The 19,033-nt window shown below is 72.3% G+C and carries 16 protein-coding genes; 13 read left to right on the forward strand and 3 right to left on the reverse strand.

All coding sequences use genetic code 11. The annotated features are described in order from the left end of the window. Nucleotides 1–25 precede the first annotated feature (25 nt). Nucleotides 26–511, reverse strand: a complete 486-nt coding sequence (gene soxR, locus FHX81_RS37880; RefSeq protein ID WP_425473867.1) for a redox-sensitive transcriptional activator SoxR — start codon at nt 509–511, stop codon at nt 26–28. A gap of 101 nt (nt 512–612) precedes the next feature. Then, a complete protein-coding gene (locus tag FHX81_RS37885) occupies nt 613–2,181 on the reverse strand; it encodes an MFS transporter (RefSeq protein WP_141983259.1) in 1,569 nt (522 codons plus the stop codon). Between the two features lie 225 nt (nt 2,182–2,406). On the opposite strand from FHX81_RS37885, the gene FHX81_RS37890 reads away from it, so the two are divergent. Both FHX81_RS37890 and asnB read left to right on the forward strand, forming a co-directional pair. After that, nucleotides 2,407–3,537: a nucleotide disphospho-sugar-binding domain-containing protein gene (locus FHX81_RS37890; protein ID WP_141983260.1), complete on the forward strand. Its 1,131-nt coding sequence runs from the start codon at nt 2,407–2,409 to the stop codon at nt 3,535–3,537. 45 nt (nt 3,538–3,582) lie between these two features. Then, nucleotides 3,583–5,427: an asparagine synthase (glutamine-hydrolyzing) gene (gene asnB / locus FHX81_RS37895; protein ID WP_141983261.1), complete on the forward strand. Its 1,845-nt coding sequence runs from the start codon at nt 3,583–3,585 to the stop codon at nt 5,425–5,427. Between the two features lie 52 nt (nt 5,428–5,479). Here the strand turns inward: asnB and FHX81_RS37900 are convergent, their stop codons facing one another. Beyond that, nucleotides 5,480–6,265: an AfsR/SARP family transcriptional regulator gene (locus FHX81_RS37900; protein WP_141983262.1), complete on the reverse strand. Its 786-nt coding sequence runs from the start codon at nt 6,263–6,265 to the stop codon at nt 5,480–5,482. A gap of 732 nt (nt 6,266–6,997) precedes the next feature. Between FHX81_RS37900 and FHX81_RS37905 the strand changes: the two genes are divergently transcribed. The 11 genes from FHX81_RS37905 to FHX81_RS37955 all read left to right on the forward strand — a co-directional run bounded on the left by FHX81_RS37905 (nt 6,998) and on the right by FHX81_RS37955 (nt 18,994). Beyond that, nucleotides 6,998–8,404 carry an NDP-hexose 2,3-dehydratase family protein gene (locus FHX81_RS37905; RefSeq protein ID WP_141983263.1) on the forward strand — a complete coding sequence of 469 codons (1,407 nt, stop codon included), beginning with the start codon at nt 6,998–7,000 and terminating at the stop codon, nt 8,402–8,404. A gap of 20 nt (nt 8,405–8,424) precedes the next feature. Continuing rightward, on the forward strand, nt 8,425–9,075 hold the full coding sequence (locus tag FHX81_RS37910; RefSeq protein WP_170232317.1) for an antibiotic biosynthesis monooxygenase family protein: 651 nt from the start codon (nt 8,425–8,427) through the stop codon (nt 9,073–9,075). Further along, a complete protein-coding gene (locus FHX81_RS37915; RefSeq protein ID WP_141983265.1) occupies nt 9,072–9,956 on the forward strand; it encodes an LLM class flavin-dependent oxidoreductase in 885 nt (294 codons plus the stop codon). The genes FHX81_RS37910 and FHX81_RS37915 overlap by 4 nt, the downstream gene beginning before the upstream one ends. 67 nt (nt 9,957–10,023) lie before the next feature. Continuing rightward, the gene (locus FHX81_RS37920; RefSeq protein WP_141983266.1) at nt 10,024–11,085 is read left to right on the forward strand and encodes a glucose-1-phosphate thymidylyltransferase; all 1,062 of its coding nucleotides are present in this window, start codon (nt 10,024–10,026) and stop codon (nt 11,083–11,085) included. Beyond that, entirely contained in the window at nt 11,082–12,086 is a 1,005-nt protein-coding gene (gene rfbB / locus FHX81_RS37925) for a dTDP-glucose 4,6-dehydratase (protein WP_141983267.1), read from the forward strand. Before FHX81_RS37920 ends, rfbB begins: the two co-directional genes overlap by 4 nt. After that, nucleotides 12,083–13,306 carry a 3-deoxy-7-phosphoheptulonate synthase gene (locus tag FHX81_RS37930; RefSeq protein WP_246108171.1) on the forward strand — a complete coding sequence of 408 codons (1,224 nt, stop codon included), beginning with the start codon at nt 12,083–12,085 and terminating at the stop codon, nt 13,304–13,306. Before rfbB ends, FHX81_RS37930 begins: the two co-directional genes overlap by 4 nt. Beyond that, on the forward strand, nt 13,294–14,079 hold the full coding sequence (locus FHX81_RS37935; protein ID WP_211363683.1) for a 2,3-dihydro-2,3-dihydroxybenzoate dehydrogenase: 786 nt from the start codon (nt 13,294–13,296) through the stop codon (nt 14,077–14,079). Before FHX81_RS37930 ends, FHX81_RS37935 begins: the two co-directional genes overlap by 13 nt. Nucleotides 14,080–14,095: 16 nt before the next feature. Next, nucleotides 14,096–14,749 (forward strand): isochorismatase family protein, encoded by a 654-nt coding sequence (locus FHX81_RS37940; RefSeq protein WP_141983268.1) that lies wholly within the window; start codon nt 14,096–14,098, stop codon nt 14,747–14,749. After that, entirely contained in the window at nt 14,746–16,620 is a 1,875-nt protein-coding gene (locus FHX81_RS37945) for an anthranilate synthase family protein (RefSeq protein WP_141983269.1), read from the forward strand. The genes FHX81_RS37940 and FHX81_RS37945 overlap by 4 nt, the downstream gene beginning before the upstream one ends. A gap of 1 nt (nt 16,621) precedes the next feature. After that, nucleotides 16,622–17,857 (forward strand): FAD-dependent monooxygenase, encoded by a 1,236-nt coding sequence (locus FHX81_RS37950; protein WP_246108172.1) that lies wholly within the window; start codon nt 16,622–16,624, stop codon nt 17,855–17,857. A 27-nt stretch (nt 17,858–17,884) separates the two neighbouring features. Continuing rightward, a complete protein-coding gene (locus FHX81_RS37955; protein ID WP_141983270.1) occupies nt 17,885–18,994 on the forward strand; it encodes a DegT/DnrJ/EryC1/StrS family aminotransferase in 1,110 nt (369 codons plus the stop codon). Nucleotides 18,995–19,033: the final 39 nt, after the last annotated feature.

The following is a 19,033-nucleotide window of genomic DNA, read 5'->3' on the forward strand; positions in this document are numbered from 1 at the left end:
GTCGTCGCGGGTCAGGGGGACCCGGCTACGGGGTCACCGTGTCCCGGCCGGGGGAGAGCAGGCGGCGCGGGCCGAACCCGGTGGCGCCGAGCTTGTCGTTCGGGTTGGCGAGCAGGCACCGGTCGATGGACAGGCACCCGCAGCCGACGCAGTCGGTGAACTCGTCGCGCAACTGCTGGAGGTAGTGGATGCGCTGGTCGAGCTTGGTCCGCCAGCGCGAGGACAGCCGGGCCCACTCGCGGCGCGTGGGCGTCCGGTTGCCGGGCAACGACTCGAAGCACTCGCGCAGCTCGGACAACGGGATGCCGACGCGCTGGGCGATCTGGATGAGCGCCACCCGCCGCAAGGTCTCCCGCTTGTACCGCCGCTGGTTGCCCGCCGTGCGCCGGCTCTCGATGAGCTGTTGGCGCTCGTAGAAGTGCAGGGCCGACACGGACACCCCGCTGCGCGCGGAGAGCTGACCGACGGTGAACTCCGTTTGGTCCCAGGCCGGGGGTCGCATATTCGCCATGATGGCACAAGCTTCGCGGCCGGGCCGTCGCGCGCAGGTGCGTGCGCGGGGTTGGGGCGGGGCGCATTCCGCCCCAACCCCGCGCGCCCTGCCGGCCGGGATCAGGTGGTCTGCCCCAGCACGCTCGGTTCGTCCTCCGTCCCCTGCCCCGCCTCGTTCGACGGCGGGACGTGGCGGAGCATCACGGCGATCAGGACCGCGGTGGCGGCCAGCACGACGATGCTGATCCCGGCGATCAGGTGCAGCCCGTCGGTGAAGGCCGTGCGGGCGGTGTCGAGGAGCTGCTCGCCCACCGTGCCGCCGACCTCTTCGGCGGCCGACACGGCACCGCCCAGCGTCTCCTCGGCGGCGCGCGTCGAGTCCTCCGGCAGGCCGTCGGGGACCGTGCCGGCCACCTGGGCGCGGTAGACGGCCGTGCCGACGCTGCCGAGGATCGCGATGCCCAGCGCACCGCCCAGTTCCGGCGCCGTCTCCGACAGCGCGGACGCCTCACCGGCCCGCTCCGACGGCGCCGAGCCGACGACGAGGTCGGTGGTCAGGGTCATCATCGGGCCGAGGCCGAGGGAGACGACGACCGAGCCGATCACCAGCGGTGCGAGCCCGGTGCCCGGCGCGACCAGGGTCAGCACCGCGAACCCGACGGCGGACAGCACCAGACCGGCCGCGACCACGAACCCCGGGCGCACCCGGCGCACGAGCATCGGCGCGACGGTGGAGCCCACGATCACGCCGCACGCCGACGGCGCGGTCCACAGGCCCGCGTGCAGCGGCGACAGCCCGAACACGAGCTGGAGGTACTGGGCGAGGAAGAAGTTCGCCCCGAAGAGCACGAAGACGCCGAACAGCAGCGTGCTCAGCGAGACGCTGAACGAGGCGGAGCGGAACAGCCGCAGGTCGATCAGCGGGTCGCTGCGGTGCTGGCGGCGGACGAACCAGAACCCGATGAGCAGACCGACCACGACCGACGCGATCGACACCACGTCGAGCCCGCTGACGGCCATGTGCTTGAGCCCGTAGATGACCGCCAGCACGGCGGCCAGGGACAGCACGGCGCTCACCACGTCCATCCGGCCGAAGCTCTCCTCGCGGTGCTCCGGCAGCAGGAGCGGGCACAGGACGAGGACCAGCGCGGCCACCGGCGCCGCGATGAGGAACACCGCACCCCACCAGAAGTGCTGGAGGATCCACCCGCCGATCAGCGGGCCGACGGCGGTGCCGCCGGCGACGCTGGCGATGACGATGCTGATCGCCACGGTGCGCTGTCGGGGGTTCTGGAACAGCGACGCGGCCAGGGACAGCGCCGCGGGCATGAGGGTCGCGCCGGCGATGCCGAGCAGGGCTCGCGTCACGATCAGCATCTCGGCGTTGACGGAGTACGCGGCGAGCACGGACGCGATGCCGAACAGCGCCGAACCGATCATCAGCAGCCTGCGGCGCCCGATGCGGTCGCCCAGCGTGCCCATGGTGATCAACGAGCCGGCGAGGAGGAAGCCGTAGATGTCGATGATCCACAGCGACTGCGCGCTGGTCAGCGCCAGGTCCCTGGAGATCGCGGGCAGGGCGAGGTTGGGGATGGTCAGTTCCAGCGAGGCCAGCAAGGTCGGCAGGGTGAGCACGGCGAGCCCGGCCCACTCGCGTCTCCCGGCTCGAGACGCACCAATCGAGGTCATGCGACGACGCTAAAACCTCAACAGAGGTTCAGGTCAAGGCGAGCGGCGCGGAACCCCGAACGGGTGAAATGGCTGGTATTCCGTCACCTTGGGCGACCGCCACCGCGGCGGGAGGAGCCGACACCGCGTCGGGCGACGGCGGCGGGGACGGCGTCCAGCCGGGGACGAACAGCGCACTGTGTCGGCCCTAGGTCGGCCCGATCGGCCGGTCGTAGCGTCCCTGGCATGAGAATCCTCTTCCTGGCCGGCGCCAGCCCGGCGACGATCTTCGCGCTGGTACCGCTGGCCACCGCGGCCCGCAACGCCGGGCACCAGACGTTCATGGCCTCGACGGAGGGCATGGTCGGGAGCATCACCTCGGCCGGTCTGCCCGCGCTCGCGCTGACCGACCGCACGATGCTCGACTTCTTCACCAACGACCGCGACGGCAACACGCTGACCTGGCCCGAGGACCCCGAGCTGTGGAAGCCGTTCGTGGGCCGGGGGTTCGGGCGGTTGGCCGCGGCGAGCATGGACGCGCTGGTGGAGCTGGCCCGCGGCTGGCGGCCCGACGTCGTGGTCGGCGGCCACCTCTCCTACGCCGCCGCGCTGCTGGCCCGCCGGCTCGGGGTGCCGTGGGTGCGGCACGCCTGGGACAGCGGCGAGCCGCCGGAGGCCGACCTCGGCGCGGCCGAGGAACTGGCGCCCGAGCTGCGCGAGCTGGGCCTGGACGGGCTGCCCGACCCGGACCTCTACGTCGAGCTGTGCCCGCCGTCGCTGCGCCCGGAGGGCGCGCCGCCCGCCCAGTTCATGCGCTACGTCGGTTCGAGCCCGCAGCGCAAGCTCGAGCCGTGGATGTACACCAAGGGCGACCGCAAGCGGGTGTGCGTCACCGCGGGCGCCCGGGTGACCAAGGACCAGTACTTCGACTTCCTGCGCGAGCTGTCGGAGAAGGTGTCCAACCTCGGCATGGAGCTGGTCGTCGCCGCGCCCGAGGCGGTGGCCGCCGACCTGACGGCGGGGCTGGACAACGTGCGCGCGGGCTGGCTGCCGCTCGACGTCGTCTCCCGCACGTGCGACCTGTTCGTCCACCACGCCGGTGGCGGTACGTCGCTGCTGGTGATGAGCGCGGGCCTGCCCCAGCTGCTGATCCCGAACATGCCGTCGTCGGTGGCGCCGTCCGAGCGGCTGACCGAGTACGGCGCGGCGCTGATGATGATGCCCGGCGAGGACACCGTCGAGCGCATCGTCGAGTCGAGCCGCGAACTGATCGAGAACCCGTCCTACCGCAAGCGGGCCGAGGAGCTGTCGGCGGAGATCGCCGGCCTGCCCTCGGTGTCCGACGTGCTGCGGTCCGTGGAGACGTTGGCCGGCTGAGACCGCTCGCACGCCAACGGGTTTTGAGGGGAGTTCGGAACGCGCATGTGCGGAATCGCAGGATGGGTCAGCTTCCAAGACGACGTCCGGGAACGCCGGCCGCTGATCGAGCGGATGACCGGCACGATGGCCTGCCGCGGCCCCGACGCCGCCGGCGTGTGGCTCGGCGCGCACGCCGCCCTGGGCCACCGCAGGCTGTCGGTGATCGACCTGGAGACCGGCGCGCAGCCGATGTCCGCCGACCGGTCGGTCGTCATCACCTACAGCGGCGAGGTCTACAACTTCCGCGAGCTGCGCGAGGAGCTCGTCGGGCTGGGCCACGCGTTCGAGACGACGAGCGACACCGAAGTGGTGCTGCGGGCCTACCGCCAGTGGGGCCGCGCGTTCGCCGAGCGGCTCAACGGCATCTACGCCTTCGCCATCTGGGACGAACCGGCCGGCGAGCTGGTGCTGGTGCGCGACCGGATGGGCGTCAAGCCGCTGTACTACTACCCGACCCCTGACGGCGTGGTCTTCGGGTCGGAGCCCAAGGCGCTGCTCGCGCACCCCGCCGTGGACGCCGTGGTCGACCGCGACGGCCTGCGCGAGATGTTCACCATCGTCAAGACGCCGGGCCACGCGGTGTTCCGCGGCATGCGCGAGCTGCGCCCCGGCCACCTGCTCGTGGTCGACCGGGACGGCCTGCACCCGCATCGCTACTGGCGGCTGGAGAGCCGGGAGCACACCGACGACCTGGACACCACCATCGCCACCGTTCGGGACCTGCTGACCGACATCGTCGACCGGCAGCTGTTCGCCGACGTGCCGGTGGGCACGCTGCTCTCCGGCGGGCTGGACTCCAGCGCGGTGACCGCCCTGGCCGCGCGGGCCCGGCGCGCCACCGGGGTGACCGACCCGCTGCCCGCGTTCTCGGTCGACTTCGTGGGGCACACCCAGCGGTTCGAGGCCGACGTGCAGTGGGAGGACCCCGACACGCCGTTCGCGGCCGCGGTGGCCGAGCACGTCGGCGCCGAGCACGTCGTGGTGCTGCTGGACAACCGGGACATCCTCGACCCGGCGGTGCGCAAGGCCACCCTGCTGGCGCAGGACCTGCCGATCTCCACCGGTGACATGGAGTACTCGCTGTACCTGCTGTGCCGCGCGGTGCGCGAGCGCGTCACCGTGGCGCTGTCCGGCGAGGCCGCCGACGAGTTGTTCGGCGGGTACACGTGGTTCCACGACAAGACCGCGGTGGAGGGCGACACCTTCCCGTGGCACGACCCGTTCAACCGGGCCGGTGGCATCGGCGCGCTGCGCGAGGTCGGCCTGTGGGACGACCTCGGGCTGGAGGAGTACGTCCGCGAGCGGTACGCCGAGGCGCTGGCCGAGGTGCCGCGCCTGCCCGGTGAGACCGGCCTGGAGCGCCGGATGCGCGAGATCGGCTACCTCAACCTGACCCGGTGGGAGAACTTCCTGCTCGACCGCAAGGACCGGGTCAGCATGGCCGTGGGCCTGGAGGTGCGGGTGCCGTTCTGCGACCACCGGCTGGTGGAGTACGTGTTCAACGCGCCGTGGGCGATGAAGACGTTCGACGGCCGGGAGAAGAGCCTGCTGCGCGCCGCGATGCGGGGCGTGCTGCCGGACGCGGTGCTGGACCGCAAGAAGAACCCGTACCCGGCGACCCAGGACACCGGGTACGAACTGGCGCTGCGGGACGCGGTGGAGAAGCTGTGCGTGCCCGGCAACCCGGTGCTGCAACTGGTGTCCGCGGCCGGCATCCGCAAGCTGCTGGACCGGCCGGTCGGGTCCTACGTGATGGGCGGGCCGTGGAGCGCCCGCGCGGTCCTGGAGCGGTTGATCGAGTGCAACACCTGGTTGGACGAGTACGACGTGCGGCTCGAACTCGACTGACCCGCCCCACGGCCCGGGTGGTCAGCGCGGTCGTGGCTGACCACCTGAGCCGTCAGGCGGCGCTGTCGTCGAGCAGGGGGTCGCGTTCGAGGATCGACTGGTGCAGCTGCTGCACCGCGGGCGACGGTTCGAGCCCCAGTTCGCTGGTCAGCACCTCGCGCAACCGCTGGTAGACCTGCAGCGCCTGCACCTGGCGCCCGGACCGGTACAGCGCGAGCATGTACTGGTACTGCACCTTCTCGTTGAGCGGATGCTCGGCCGCGACGGAGTAGACGTGGCTGAGGATGTCGCGGTGGTAGCCCAGGCGCAGCTCCGCGTCGAAGAACTGCTCCGTCGCGGCGATCCTGGCCTCGTTCAACGCGCTGATCATGGGCAGCAGCAGCGGGCCGGCCTGCACGTCGCTCAGCGCGGGGCCGCGCCAGACGTCGAGGGCCTTGCGGAAGTTCGCCGACGCCTCCACCGGGTTCCCGCACCGCTGCGCGTCGCGGCCCTGGCGCAGCCACCGCTCGAACCGGGCCAGGTCCAGCGCTTCCGTCGGCAGGGTCAGGTAGTAGCCGCCGCGCCCGGTGACGAGGACCCGCCGTGCCGCGTCCAGCGTGCCCACCGCGGGCGACGCCGCCAGCGTCCGCCTGAGGTGGAGCACGTAGGTCTGCAACGTCGGGATCACCGTGCGCGGCGGTCGATCCTCCCAGAGTTCCTCCACGCAGTCGTGCACGGAAACGAACATGTTGGCCTTGAGCAGAAACAACGCGAGCAGTTGCCTCAGCTTCGGTGCGCTGGGCAGGTACACCACCCCTTTGTGGTGAACTTTGATCGGACCCAGAACCTCGAAATCCATGTTCCTGTCACCCCCATTTTATTCGGCTGAACCGGCCCGGTGGGCACCCGGCGCGGGTGGGCCCCGGCGAGCGGGCTCGCTCGCCGGGGCCCGGCGGCCCGTGCGTGTGGTGCGCGGGTCCAACGCGGTGGAACCACGCGGTGTCGCCTCCTGGATGCGGGGCCACCCCCGGCTCGGCTACTCGGTCGGCCTGTGTCCCTGAATTCTGTCTAGCAGGTCGGGTGACCGGCACGCCAGTCGCGGCGGTAGCGGGTAAAAAACCAACCCCGGCTGACCTGCTGTTCCCCCGGCCCCGGGCCAGGCGAGGGGGAGTGGAATATCAGGGGGGTGCGACCGGGTGTGCGCAATGTTTTCGCGTACCATTCGGAGGCTGTTCCGCGCTGGTGTGCGGAATAGCGGAATGCGGCTATCACGAGTGCGCTGCCGGAGCACGTCCGGCGGGCCGTGGTCACTTCGGTTTGCCGAACCCGGCCCTTCGGGCCCCGCTTGCCCTCCTCGATGCGGTCCGGCCCGACCCTGGTCACAGTCCTGAAGACGAGCTTATAACCTCAACAATTGTTGAGGTCAAGGGTGCGACTTCGTTCGGCGGAGCGGGCCGCGGCGGCTCTAGGTCGGCTCTAGAAAACGTCCGGTTCGGCCGCTAGGGGGTCCGGCGAGGATGGATTTCGCGGGTGCGTCGACGTGCGCCGCCCGGGTTCCGCCTCGATACGCCGGTGAATGAGAGGGTCGCAGATGTTCCAACGACTGTCCGAGTTCTACGATTGGTACGTCGAACATCTCGCCGCACATTCCTACGAGGTGACCCGGACGCGATTGGACCGGTTAGCCGGCTGGGCGGTCGAGCCGGACACCGGCAATATCCGCCACGACAGCGGCAAGTTCTTCTCCGTGCAGGGCCTGGGCGTGCGCACCGACCACGGCCCGGTGGAGCAGTGGACACAGCCGATCATCGACCAGCCGGAGTCCGGGATCCTCGGCATCCTGGTCAAGCGGTTCCACGGAACACCCCACTTCCTGATGCAGGCGAAGATGGAACCGGGCAACATCAACATCGTCCAGCTGTCGCCGACCGTGCAGGCGACCAGGAGCAACTACCGGCGGGTGCACCGGGGCCGGTCGACGCCCTACCTGGAGTACTTCACCGAACGCGGCCGCGGCCGGGTGCTGTCCGACGTGCTGCAGTCCGAGCAGGGCTCGTGGTTCCTGCACAAGCGCAACCGCAACATGATCATCGAGGTCACCGGCGACGTCCCGGTCCTGCCCGGATTCTGCTGGCTGACCCGCGAGCAGCTCGGTGAGCTGCTCCGGGTCGACAACCTGGTGAACATGGACTCGCGCACGGTCCTGGCCGGGTACCCCATCACCGAGATCGCCGACACCCGCCGCGACGACGGTCCCGTGGACGAGCTGTTCGCCGCGATCACCGGCCCGACCGCGGAACGCGCACCGACCCGACGGGAGTCGGCGGCGCTGCTGAGCTGGTTCACCGAGATGAAGGCGCGCTACGAGCTGGTGCGCTGGCCGCTGCCGCTGTCGGCGGTGACCGGGTGGACCAGCACGCCCGAGGAGATCAGCCACCCGTCCGGCCGCTTCTTCGCCGTGATCGGCGTGGACGTGAAGGCCGAGACGCGGGAGGTGGGGAGCTGGTCGCAGCCGATCCTGGTGCCGCGCCACCGGGGCGTGGTGGCGTTCCTGGTCAAGTGGATCGGCGGTCGGCCGCACCTGCTGGCCCGCGCCCACACCCAGGCGGGCACGCAGGACGTGATCGAGCTGGCGCCGACCGTGCAGTGCTCGCCGGACAACTACACCGGCTCCCTCGCCGAGCACCGACCCGCCTACCTCGACGACGTGCTCGGCGCGGAACCCTCGCGGGTCCGGTTCGACTCGGTGCACTCCGAGGAGGGCGGCCGGTTCTACCACGCCGAGAACCGCTACCTGATCGTCGAGGTGGACGGCGACTTCGCCGACGAGCCCGCGGCGGACTTCACCTGGATCACCGCGGCCCAGCTCGCCGACCTGGCCCGGTTCGGCAACTACGTCAACGTCGAGGCCCGCAACCTGCTGGCCTGCCTGCTGTTCACCGATCGCACGGTGGCGGGCACCCCGCTGCCGGCGCCGGTCGGCACCACGGCGCACTGACCCCCCGAAAGGAGCACATGGTGCTGATCAGCATCAACAAGGCGACCCTGACCGACTGCCCACCCGAGGACTACGAGCGGATGTACGCCGAAGCCGGCGACTTCATGGCCAAGCAGGAGGGGCACGTCGGCCAGCTGCTCGTCCGCTCGCAGACCGACCCGGACGTCTACGTGACCGTGCTGGTCTGGTCGGACCTGGAGCGCTACAACCGGCTCGACGACATGCCGGAGCTGATGGAGATCTTCGAGCGGGTCGTGTCGCTCTCGGGCCCCGAGCCGGCCGACGGCGACCGGATCGTGCTGGAGCACCACAAGGCCGACGTGGTCTACGCCGACCGCACCGCGCCGGACGACGAGCGGGCCGGGATGGTGTGCCTCAACCGCATCCGGCTGGCGGGCTGCGCGGACGCGTTCTACGAGGAGGTCTACCGGCGGGGCAGCGACCTCATGGCCGCGCAGCCGGGGCACCTGCGGCACAAGCTGGTGCGCTCGCGCGAAGACCCGTCGGTGTACTTCAGCGTCGCCGAGTGGGCGAGCCTCTCCCACTACCGCGCCCTGGACCGGCTGGACGACCTGACCGCGATCTTCGCGGAGGTCAACGACAAGATCGAGATCGAGAACCACGAGTGCGTCGTGGTGTACGAGAACAGCGAGCGGGGGGCGGACGCGTGAAGCTCGGTTTGGCTCACTCCACCATGTTCGAGGCCGACGGGTCGATCGCCGACCCGGTCGCGGTCGCCCGGCACGTCGAGGACCTCGGCCTGGACTCGCTGTGGGTGAGCGACCACCTGGCCTGGGGCACGCCGATCCTGGACAGCGTCGTCACGCTCGCCGCGGCCTCGGCGGCGACCGGGCGGATCGAGGTCGGCTTCGCGGTGCTGCAGCTCGCGCTGCGCCGCGTGTCGTGGATCGCCAAGCAGATCGGCAGCCTCCAGCTGGTCTCCGGCGGGCGGTTGCAGCTCGGCGTCGGCGTGGGCGGTCACCCCGCCGAGGAGTGGGCGGCGGCCGGGGTGGACCTCGGTGACCGGGGCAGGCGCACCGACGAGGCGCTGGACGTGCTGCCCGCCCTGCTGTCCGGCGAACCGACGCGGCTGCCGGACGTCGACGCGTCCGTGGCGCTGCGCCCCGCCGCGCCGATGCCGCCGCTCTGGATCGGCGGCGACTCGCCGGCCGCGCTGAAGCGGGTGGCGCGGACCGGTGCGGGCTGGCTGCCCGCGGCGGTGACCCCCGGTCAGGTGGCCGTGGGGCGGCAGGCGGTCGAAGACCTCACCGGCACGCGACCGCCGACCACCGTGTCGGTCTTCGCCACGCTCAACGCCCATCGCGGCGGGATGACCCGGGAGGCCCTGGTCGACCTGTGCGCCACCGGGTTCGGGTTCCCCCGCGAGCACGCCGACGCCGTCGTGGTCGGCGGCAAGCCGGAAGAGGTGGCGGACGCGCTGAGGCGGTACGCGGACCTGGGTGTCGGCCAGGTGGTCGTGGTGCCGTTCGGCTCGGGGTGGGCCGAGCAGTGCGAGCTGCTGGCCGAAGCCGGGTCGGTCTTGACGAGCTGAGACGGGAGAGTCGCATGTGGACCGGATCGGGAAGGGCACGACCCGTTCACCATTCGAGAGGGCGACGATGAAGGCACTAGTGCTGGCGGGCGGCAAGGGAACCAGGTTGCGCCCGTTCACCTACTCCATGGCGAAGCAACTCGTCCCGGTGGCCAACACGCCGGTGCTGACGCACTGCCTGGAGAACATCCGGTCGATCGGCGTCCGCGAGGTGGCCGTCGTGGTCGGCGGCGGGGAGGTGGAGATCCAGTCGGTGATCGGCGACGGCGCCGACCTCGGCCTGGAGATCACCTACCTGGTGCAGGACAGCCCGCTCGGCCTCGCGCACTGCGTGCGGATCGCCGCCGACTTCCTCGGTGACGACGACTTCGTCATGTACCTGGGCGACAACGTCGTGGCCGACGGGATCGGGGAGGCGGCCGAGCGGTTCCGCGCGCAACGGCCGGACGCGCAGGTGCTGGTGGCCAAGGTGGACGACCCGCGCCAGTACGGCGTGGTCGAGGTGGACCACGACGGCCGGGTGCACCTGCTGGCGGAGAAGCCGCTGCACCCGCGCAGCGACCTGGCGATCGTCGGCGTGTACTTCTTCACCGCCGCGGTGCACGAGGCGGTCGCGGACCTGCGGCCGAGCCACCGCGGCGAGCTGGAGATCACCGACGCCCTGCAGTGGCTGGTCAACCGCGGCCGGGTGGTGACCGCGTCGGACTACCCCGGCTACTGGCGTGACATCGGCAGCGCCGACGGCCTGCTGGACTGCAACCGCGTCCTGCTCCAGCGCGTCACGGCCGCCGTGCGCGGCCGCGTCGACAGCACGAGCACCGTCCGCGGCGAGGTCGTGGTGGAGGAGGGCGCCGTGGTCACCGGCTCGGAGCTCGTCGGCCCGCTCGTCATCGGCGCGGGCGCGGTGGTCAACGGCAGCCACCTCGGCCCGTTCACCTCCGTGGGCCCCGGCTGCCTGATCGAGGACTCGACCATCTCGGACTCGATCCTGCTCGACGGCGCCCAGGTGTTCGGCGCCCGGGAGCTGCGCCGCTCGCTGATCGGCCGGTGGGCCAAGGTCGGCACCGGTGGGGGCGGCGCGGGCCGGATGCTCATCGGCGACCACTCGCTCGCGCAGGTGATCGCATGAGGGTCCTGGTCACCGGCGGCGCCGGGTTCATCGGTTCCAGGTTCGTGCACATGCTGCTCGACGGCGCCTTACCCGGCCTGGAGGGCGCGTCGGTCACCGTGCTGGACAAGCTCACGTACGCCGCTTCGCTCACCAACCTGCCCGACCGCGGCCCCCGGCTGGCCTTCGTCCGCGGCGACGTGTGCGACGCCGAGCTGCTCGACCGGGTGCTGCCCGGTCACGACGCCGTGGTGCACTTCGCCGCGGAGTCCCACGTCGACCGGTCGATCACGATGGCGGGCGACTTCGTCACCACCAACGTGCGCGGCACCCAGACCCTGCTGGAGTCCTGCCGACGGGCGGGCACGGGCACCGTGGTGCACGTGTCCACCGACGAGGTCTACGGCTCGATCGAGACCGGGTCCTGGGACGAGGACCGGCCGCTGCTGCCCAACTCGCCGTACGCCGCCTCCAAGGCCGCGTCCGACCTGATGGCCCGCGCGTACTGGCGGACCTACGGGCTGGACGTGCGGGTCACCCGGTGCACCAACAACTACGGGCCCAACCAGCACGTCGAGAAAGTGATCCCGCTGTTCGTCACCAACCTGCTGCGCGGCCTGCCGGTACCGCTCTACGGCGACGGGCACAACGTCCGCGAGTGGCTGCACGTCGAGGACCACTGCCGCGCGCTGGCGCTGGTGCTGCTGCACGGCACGGCGGGGCGGATCTACAACGTGGGCGGCGGGACCGAGGTGACCAACGCCGAGTTGACCGCGCGGCTGGTGGAGCTGTGCGGCGCGTCGCCCGACCTGGTCCGGCACGTGGCCGACCGCCAGGGCCACGACCTGCGCTACTCGGTGGACGACACCAGGATCCGCACCGAGCTGGGTTACCGGCCGCAGCGCTCGTTCGACGAGGGCCTGCGGCGGACCGTGCGGTGGTACCGCGACAACCCGGACTGGTGGGGGCCCCTCGTGGCCGGGGCGGAGCGGCACCTGCGACCCGCGTCGGTGACGACATGAACATCGTGAAGGCGTCCACGACGGGGCAGCAGGCGATGCCCGACCGGGCGGCGGAACCGGTGGCGCGGACCTGGCCCGCGGTGCTGGCCGAGCAGCAGCCGCAGTGGCCCGACCAGGACCGCGTCGCGCGGGTCCGCGACGAGCTGGGCGGGCGGCCGGGCCTGGTCACCGCCGCCGAGATCACCACGCTGCGGTCCCTGCTGGCCGAGGTCGCGGCCGGGCGGATGGAGGTGCTCCAGGCGGGCGACTGCGCCGAGGACCCGGCCGAGTGCACCCCCGCCGAGGTCACCCGCAAGATCGCGATGATCGACGTGCTGGCGAACGTGATGCGGATGACCACCGGCAAGCCGGTCGTGCGCGTCGGCCGCATCGCCGGGCAGTTCGCCAAGCCCCGCTCGCGGCCGGTCGAGGTGGTCGACGGCGTGGAGCTGCCGGTGTACCGCGGGCACATGGTCAACGGTCCCGGCCCCGACGCGCTCTCGCGGCGCGCCGACCCCGAACGCCTGCTCACCGGGTACGTCGCCGCCGCGGCCGCCACCGAGGTGATCCGGCGGCACAACGCGGGCGACCGGCCGGTCGCCGAGCCGCCGCTGTGGACCAGCCACGAGGCGTTGCTGCTGGACTACGAGGTGCCGATGATGCGCTGGGACCAGCGGCTGGGCCGCTACCTCGCCTCGACGCACTGGCCGTGGGTCGGCGAGCGCACCCGGCAGGTCGACGGCGCGCACGTGGACCTGCTGTCCACCGTGGCCAACCCGGTCGCGTGCAAGGTCGGGCCGCGCATGTCGCCCGCCGAGCTGCTGGACCTGTGCGAGCGGCTGGACCCCGACCGCGAACCGGGCCGGCTCACGCTGATCGCGCGGATGGGCGCCGGGCGGGTGGACGCGGTGACCCGCCTCGCCGCCGCGGTGCGGGCCGCGGGCCACCCGGTGATCTGGCTGTGCGACCCCATGCACGGCAACACCGTGGAGCTGCGGGACGGGCGCAAGACCCGCTTCATCGTGACGATCGCCGCCGAGGTGCGCGACTTCCACGCGGCGGTCCGGGCCGCCGGGGCGGTGGCCGGCGGCCTGCACCTGGAGACCACGCCCCACCAGGTGCTCGAGTGCGTGCCCGACAAGGAGGCGGGGCGCAACGTGGCGCGCAGGTACACGAGCCTGTGCGACCCCCGGTTGAACCTGGAACAGGCGGTGGCGGTGGTGGCGCAATGGGCGAGGTGAACGGATCCGACGGGATGAGCGGCCGGCGGGCCCTGGTGACCGGTGCGGCCGGCGGGATCGGCGGCGCGATCGTCGAGCTGCTGTCCGCCCGCGGTGTCGCGGTCGCGGCGGTGGACCGCGACACCGACCGGCTGGCCGACGACGACCGGTGGAGCGGGAAGGTCTGGGTGCACCGCGCGGACGTGTCCGACCCCGACCAGGTCGAGGAGGTGGTCGACGCGGTCGAGCGCGACCTGGGCCCGATCGACTACCTGGTCAACTGCGCCGGCATCCTGCGGCCCGGCGACGTGGTCGGCATGTCCGACGAGGACTGGCTGGACACGATCAGGGTCAACTGCACCGGCGTGTTCCTGGTCAGCCGCGCCGTGGTGCGCCGCATGGTGCCGCGCCGCGCGGGGGCGGTGGTGACCATCGGCTCGAACGCCGCCGGCACCGCGCGGATGAACATGGCCGCCTACGCCGCGTCCAAGGCGGCCGTGGCGGCGTTCACCCGGTGCCTGGGCCTGGAGGTCGCCCGGTACGGCATCCGGTGCAACGTGGTCGCGCCGGGCTCGACCGACACGCCCATGGTGACCGCCCTGTGGAACGGCGGCGACGCCGAGCGGGTGTCGATCGACGGCTCGCTCGAGTCCTTCCGCACCGGCATCCCGCTCGGGAAGCTGGCCCACCCCCTCGACGTCGCCCACGCCGTGCACTTCCTGCTGTCCGACCAGGCCGCACACGTCACCATGCACGACCTCACGGTCGACGGCGGCGCGGCGCTCGGCCACTAGCCGCGATAGGACGATCATGCCCATCCCACCCATCCAGCCCTACCCGATGCCCACCGAGGAGTCGTTGCCCGCCAACGCCGCGGACTGGCGGATCGACCCGCGCCGGGTCGTGCTCCTCGTGCACGACATGCAGAAGTACTTCGTGGAGCCGTTCCCGGAGTCGCGGTCGCCGCGGACCGAGCTGGTGGCCAACACCGCCGCGGTGCGCGAGCGCTGCGCCGCGCTGGGCGTGCCCGTGGCCTACACGGCGCAACCGGGTGACATGTCGCCGGCCCGGCGCGGGCTGCTGCGGGACTTCTGGGGACCCGGGATGACCGCCGGGCCCGAGCACCGCGAGATCGTCGCGCCGCTCGCGCCCCGGCCCGGCGACTGGCGGCTCACCAAGTGGCGCTACAGCGCGTTCCACCGCACCGAGCTGCTGGAGCTGATGACCGCGGCGGGCCGCGACCAGCTGCTCTGCTGCGGGGTCTACGCCCACGTCGGCATCCTCTCCACGATGGTCGACGCGCTGGCCAACGACATCCAGGCGTTCCTGGTGGCCGACGCGGTCGCGGACTTCGACGCCGACTTCCACCGGCGGACCGTCGAGTACGCGGCGGCCCGGTGCGCCGTCGTCACGACGACCCGCGACGTGCTGGCCCGGCTCCCGGTCGCGGAGCCGGTCCGATGACCGCCGCGGCCGCGGTGCTCGCCCGGGTGCTGGGCCCCAACCCGCCGCCGTTCGCCCTGCTCTACCGCCGCGAGGCCGACGACGAGCGGGTGGACGTGCTGGTGGGCGACGTCGAGGTGGTGGACACGCTCGCCGAGCTGCCCGTCCCGCGGACCCCGGCGCCCGGCGCGGGCCACGACCTGCTCGTCCTGGTGCCCTTCCGACAGGTCGCGGAACGCGGCTTCGCCCACCACGACGACGGCTGCCCGCTCGTCGCGCTGCGGGTGCGCGAGCAGGCCGTGATCGGCGTCGAAGAACTGCTGGAGAGCCTGCCCAACCAGCCCATCGACCTGCGCAACCGGCGGTTCGAGCCGGACGACGACGTCTACGCCCGGCAGGTGGCCGACGTGGTGGAGCACGAGATCGGCCGGGGCGAGGGCGCGAACTTCGTGATCCGCCGGTCCTTCGTGGCCGACCTGGACGATCCCACGCCCGCGGCGGCGCTGGCGTTCTTCCGCCGCCTGCTGGCGGGGGAGGAGGGCACCTACTGGACGTTCATCGTGCACACCGGGACGTCCACCCTGGTCGGCGCGAGCCCCGAGCGGCACGTCTCGCTGAACGCCGGCGTGGCGTCGATGAGCCCGATCAGCGGCACCTACCGCTACCCGCCGACCGGCCCCGAGCTGTCCGGGCTGATCGGCTTCCTCGCCGACGAGAAGGAGACCGACGAGCTCTACATGGTGGTGGACGAGGAGCTGAAGATGATGTGCCGGGTCTGCGACGGCGAATGCCGCGTGGACGGGCCGCGACTGCGCGAGATGGCGCGGCTGGCCCACACCGAGTACCTCATCACCGGGCGATGCACGCGCGACGTGCGGGACGTGCTGCGTGAGACGATGTTCGCCCCGACCGTCACCGGCTCGCCGATCGAGAACGCCTGCCGGGTGATCGCCCGGCACGAGACCGGCGGCCGCGGCTACTACAGCGGCGTGGTCGCGCTGATCGGGCGGGACGGCGACGGCGGGCGCGCGCTCGACTCGGCGATCCTGATCCGCACCGCGGAGATCAGCGGGGGCGGGCTGCGCATCGGCGTCGGAGCGACGCTGGTGCGCCACTCCGACCCGCTCTCGGAGGTGGCCGAGACCGCGGCCAAGGCCTCCGCGCTGCTGGCCGCGATCGGCGCGGACGGGCGGCTGGGCGCGCACCCCGAGGTGGTCGACGCCCTGGAGCGGCGCAACACCCCGCTGGCCGGGTTCTGGCTGGACGAGGGCGCGAACGACCGGCCCGTCGAGGAACTGCTGGGCAGGCGGGTGCTGCTGGTCGACGCCGAGGACACGTTCACCGCCATGCTGGAGAGCCAGTTGCGCAGCCTCGGCCTCCTGGTGCACCTCGTCCGCTACGACGAGCCGGTGCGCCCGCACGACTACGACCTCGTCGTGCTCGGACCGGGTCCGGGCGACCCGAACGCGGACGACGACCCCAGGGTGGCCGCGTTGCGCCGGCTGGTCCGCCGGCTGCTCGACGAGGGACGGCCGCTGCTCGCGGTGTGCCTGTCGCACCAGGTGCTCTCCCGGGAGCTCGGGCTGGCGGTGCGCCGCCGGGCCACGCCGAACCAGGGCGTGCGCCGCACCGTCGACCTGTTCGGCGAGCGGGTCGACGTCGGGTTCTACAACAGCTTCGCCGCCCACAGCCCGCACGACGTCCACGAGGCGCCCGGCGGGGTGCGGGTCGAGGTCAGCCGGGACGCGGGTGGCGAGGTGCACGCGCTGCGCGGTCCCGGGTTCCGGTCGGTGCAGTTCCACGCGGAGTCGGTGATCAGCCGCGACGGCCTCGACGTGCTGCGCGGGCTGGTCCGCGACCTGCTCGCACGGCGTTCGGTGGTGGTCCGCTGAGATGGGAGCGACGATCGGGATGGACATCGTGGTGGTAGGCGGCGGCATCGGCGGCTTGGCCGCCGCGCTGTCCGCGGCCAGGGCGGGGCACCGGGCGACCGTGCTGGAGCGTGCGCCCTCGTTCCAGGAGCTCGGCGCGGGGATCCAGCTCGCGCCCAACGCGTTCCACGCGCTCGACGCGCTCGGCGTCGGGGTCGAGGTGCGCCGCCGTGCCGTGTTCACCGAGGAGCTGCGCCTCATGGACGGCGTGAGCGGCGACGTGGCGGTGAGCCTGCCCCTCACCGGGGCTTACCGCAAGCGGTTCGGCAACCCCTACGCGGTCGTGCACCGCGGCGACCTGTTCCAGCCGCTGCTGCAGGCGTGCCGGCAGCACCCCGGCGTCGACCTGCTCGCCGACCACGCCGTGGTGGGCTACGAGCAGGACGCCGACGGGGTGCGGGCGGTGCTCGCCGACGGCCGCCAGGTGGCCGGTGACCTGCTGATCGGCGCGGACGGCATCCGCTCCGCGGTGCGCGGTCAGCTCGTCGGCGACGGGCCGCCCCGGGTCTCCGGGCACACGATCTACCGCTGCGTGGTCCCGATGGGCGAGGTGCCCGAGGACCTGCGCGCCAACCGGGTCACGTTGTGGGCCGGGCCGAAGTGGCACTTCGTGCACTACCCGATCGCCCGCGGCGAGCTGCTCAACCTGGCCGCCACGGTCGACGACGGCGCGAGCCGGGCGGTGGTCGGCGACCCGGTGCCCACCGACCGCGTCCGCAACCTGTTCCACCGGCTGCCCCCGGTCGCGCGGCGGCTGCTGCACCTCGGCCGCGACTGGCGGACCTGGGTGCTGTGCGACCGGGGCCGGCTGGACCGGTGGGTCGACGGCCGCGTCGCCCTGCTCGGCGACGCCGCCCACCCGATGCTCCAGTACGCCGCGCAGGGCGCCTGCATGGCGCTGGAGGACGCCGTGGTGCTCGGCCGGGTGCTGGGCGAGCACGCGGCCGAAGTCACCACGACGTTGGAGCGCTACAACGACGTGCGTCGCGAACGTGCCGCGTTCGCGCAGCACGTGTCCACCGAGATCGGCACGCAGCTGTACCACGTGGCGGGAGAGGAGGCGCGGCAGCGCAACGAGATGCTGCGGGCGCTCTCCCCGTCCGACCTGCTCGACCGGGTCGCGCCGCTGCACGGCTCCCGCGGCTTCGGGCTGCCCGCGGCCACCCGCCCCGTCGACCTCGCCGACGCCGGCCACTAGATCCAACACGAGAGGCGAACCTGTCAGATGACGACTGCTGTGTGGGACTACCTTCCCGAGTACGAGGCCGAGCGCGCGGACATCCTCGACGCCGTCGACACCGTGTTCCGGTCCGGCCGGCTGGTGCTCGGCGACAGCGTGCAGGGCTTCGAGCGCGAGTACGCCGAACGGCACGGGCTGCGGCACTGTGTGAGCTGCGACAACGGCACCAACGCGCTCGTGCTGGGGCTGCGCGCGCTCGGTGTGGGCCGCGGTGACGAGGTGATCACCGTGTCCAACACCGCCGCGCCCACCGTCGTGGCCATCGACCAGGTCGGCGCGACGCCGGTCTTCGTCGACATCCGCGCCGAGGACTACCTGATGAACACCGACCTGGTCGCCGCCGCCATCACCGAGCGGACCAAGTGCCTGCTGCCGGTGCACCTGTACGGCCAGTGCGTGGACATGGCGCCGTTGACCGCCCTGGCGGCCGAGCACGGCCTGGTGGTGCTGGAGGACTGCGCGCAGTCGCACGGCGCGACCCACCACGGCCGGATCGCCGGGACCATGGGCGACGCGGCGGCGTTCTCGTTCTACCCGACCAAGGTCCTCGGCGCCTACGGCGACGGCGGCGCCGTGGTCACCGACCAGGACGAGGTCGCGGAGTCGCTGCGCCGGCTGCGCTACTACGGCATGGAGAAGCAGTACTACGTGACGTCCACGCCGGGCCACAACAGCCGCTTGGACGAGGTGCACGCGGAGATCCTGCGCCGCAAGCTGCGCCGGTTCGACGACTACCTCGCCGGCCGCCGCCGGGTCGCCGCCCGCTACGCCGAGCGGCTGTCGGACACCGACCTCGTGCTGCCCGCGATCACCGCGGGCAACGACCACGTGTACTACCTCTACGTGGTCCGCCACCCGCGGCGGGACGAGATCATCGAGCGGCTGCGCGGCTACGGCATCGAGCTGAACGTGAGCTACCGCTGGCCCGTGCACACGATGTCCGGCTTCGCGCACCTCGGGTACCAGGCGGGCGACCTGCCGGTGACCGAGCGGCTGGCGGACGAGATCTTCTCGCTGCCGATGTACCCGTCGCTGCCGGAAGACCTGCAGGACAAGGTGATCGACGCGCTCATCGAGGTGCTGGCGACGCTGTGAGGCCGAGCGGTGGGCGGACCGGCGCGCGTGCCCCGGTCC

Origin of the sequence: Saccharothrix saharensis (assembly GCF_006716745.1) — a bacterium.
GTDB lineage: Bacteria > Actinomycetota > Actinomycetes > Mycobacteriales > Pseudonocardiaceae > Actinosynnema > Actinosynnema saharense.

Bases quoted from the DNA above. Each gene is read 5' to 3' on its own strand.
- FHX81_RS37885 (WP_141983259.1), bottom strand. From the start codon at position 2,181: ATGACCTCGATTGGTGCGTCTCGAGCCGGGAGACGCGAGTGGGCCGGG.
- FHX81_RS37920 (WP_141983266.1), top strand. From the start codon at position 10,024: ATGAAGGCACTAGTGCTGGCGGGCGGCAAGGGAACCAGGTTGCGCCCG.
- FHX81_RS37935 (WP_211363683.1), top strand. From the start codon at position 13,294: ATGGGCGAGGTGAACGGATCCGACGGGATGAGCGGCCGGCGGGCCCTG.
- FHX81_RS37940 (WP_141983268.1), top strand. From the start codon at position 14,096: ATGCCCATCCCACCCATCCAGCCCTACCCGATGCCCACCGAGGAGTCG.
- FHX81_RS37900 (WP_141983262.1), bottom strand. From the start codon at position 6,265: ATGGATTTCGAGGTTCTGGGTCCGATCAAAGTTCACCACAAAGGGGTG.
- FHX81_RS37905 (WP_141983263.1), top strand. From the start codon at position 6,998: ATGTTCCAACGACTGTCCGAGTTCTACGATTGGTACGTCGAACATCTC.
- FHX81_RS37955 (WP_141983270.1), top strand. From the start codon at position 17,885: ATGACGACTGCTGTGTGGGACTACCTTCCCGAGTACGAGGCCGAGCGC.
- soxR (WP_425473867.1), bottom strand. From the start codon at position 511: ATGGCGAATATGCGACCCCCGGCCTGGGACCAAACGGAGTTCACCGTC.
- FHX81_RS37945 (WP_141983269.1), top strand. From the start codon at position 14,746: ATGACCGCCGCGGCCGCGGTGCTCGCCCGGGTGCTGGGCCCCAACCCG.
- FHX81_RS37950 (WP_246108172.1), top strand. From the start codon at position 16,622: ATGGGAGCGACGATCGGGATGGACATCGTGGTGGTAGGCGGCGGCATC.
- rfbB (WP_141983267.1), top strand. From the start codon at position 11,082: ATGAGGGTCCTGGTCACCGGCGGCGCCGGGTTCATCGGTTCCAGGTTC.
- FHX81_RS37930 (WP_246108171.1), top strand. From the start codon at position 12,083: ATGAACATCGTGAAGGCGTCCACGACGGGGCAGCAGGCGATGCCCGAC.
- FHX81_RS37890 (WP_141983260.1), top strand. From the start codon at position 2,407: ATGAGAATCCTCTTCCTGGCCGGCGCCAGCCCGGCGACGATCTTCGCG.
- asnB (WP_141983261.1), top strand. From the start codon at position 3,583: ATGTGCGGAATCGCAGGATGGGTCAGCTTCCAAGACGACGTCCGGGAA.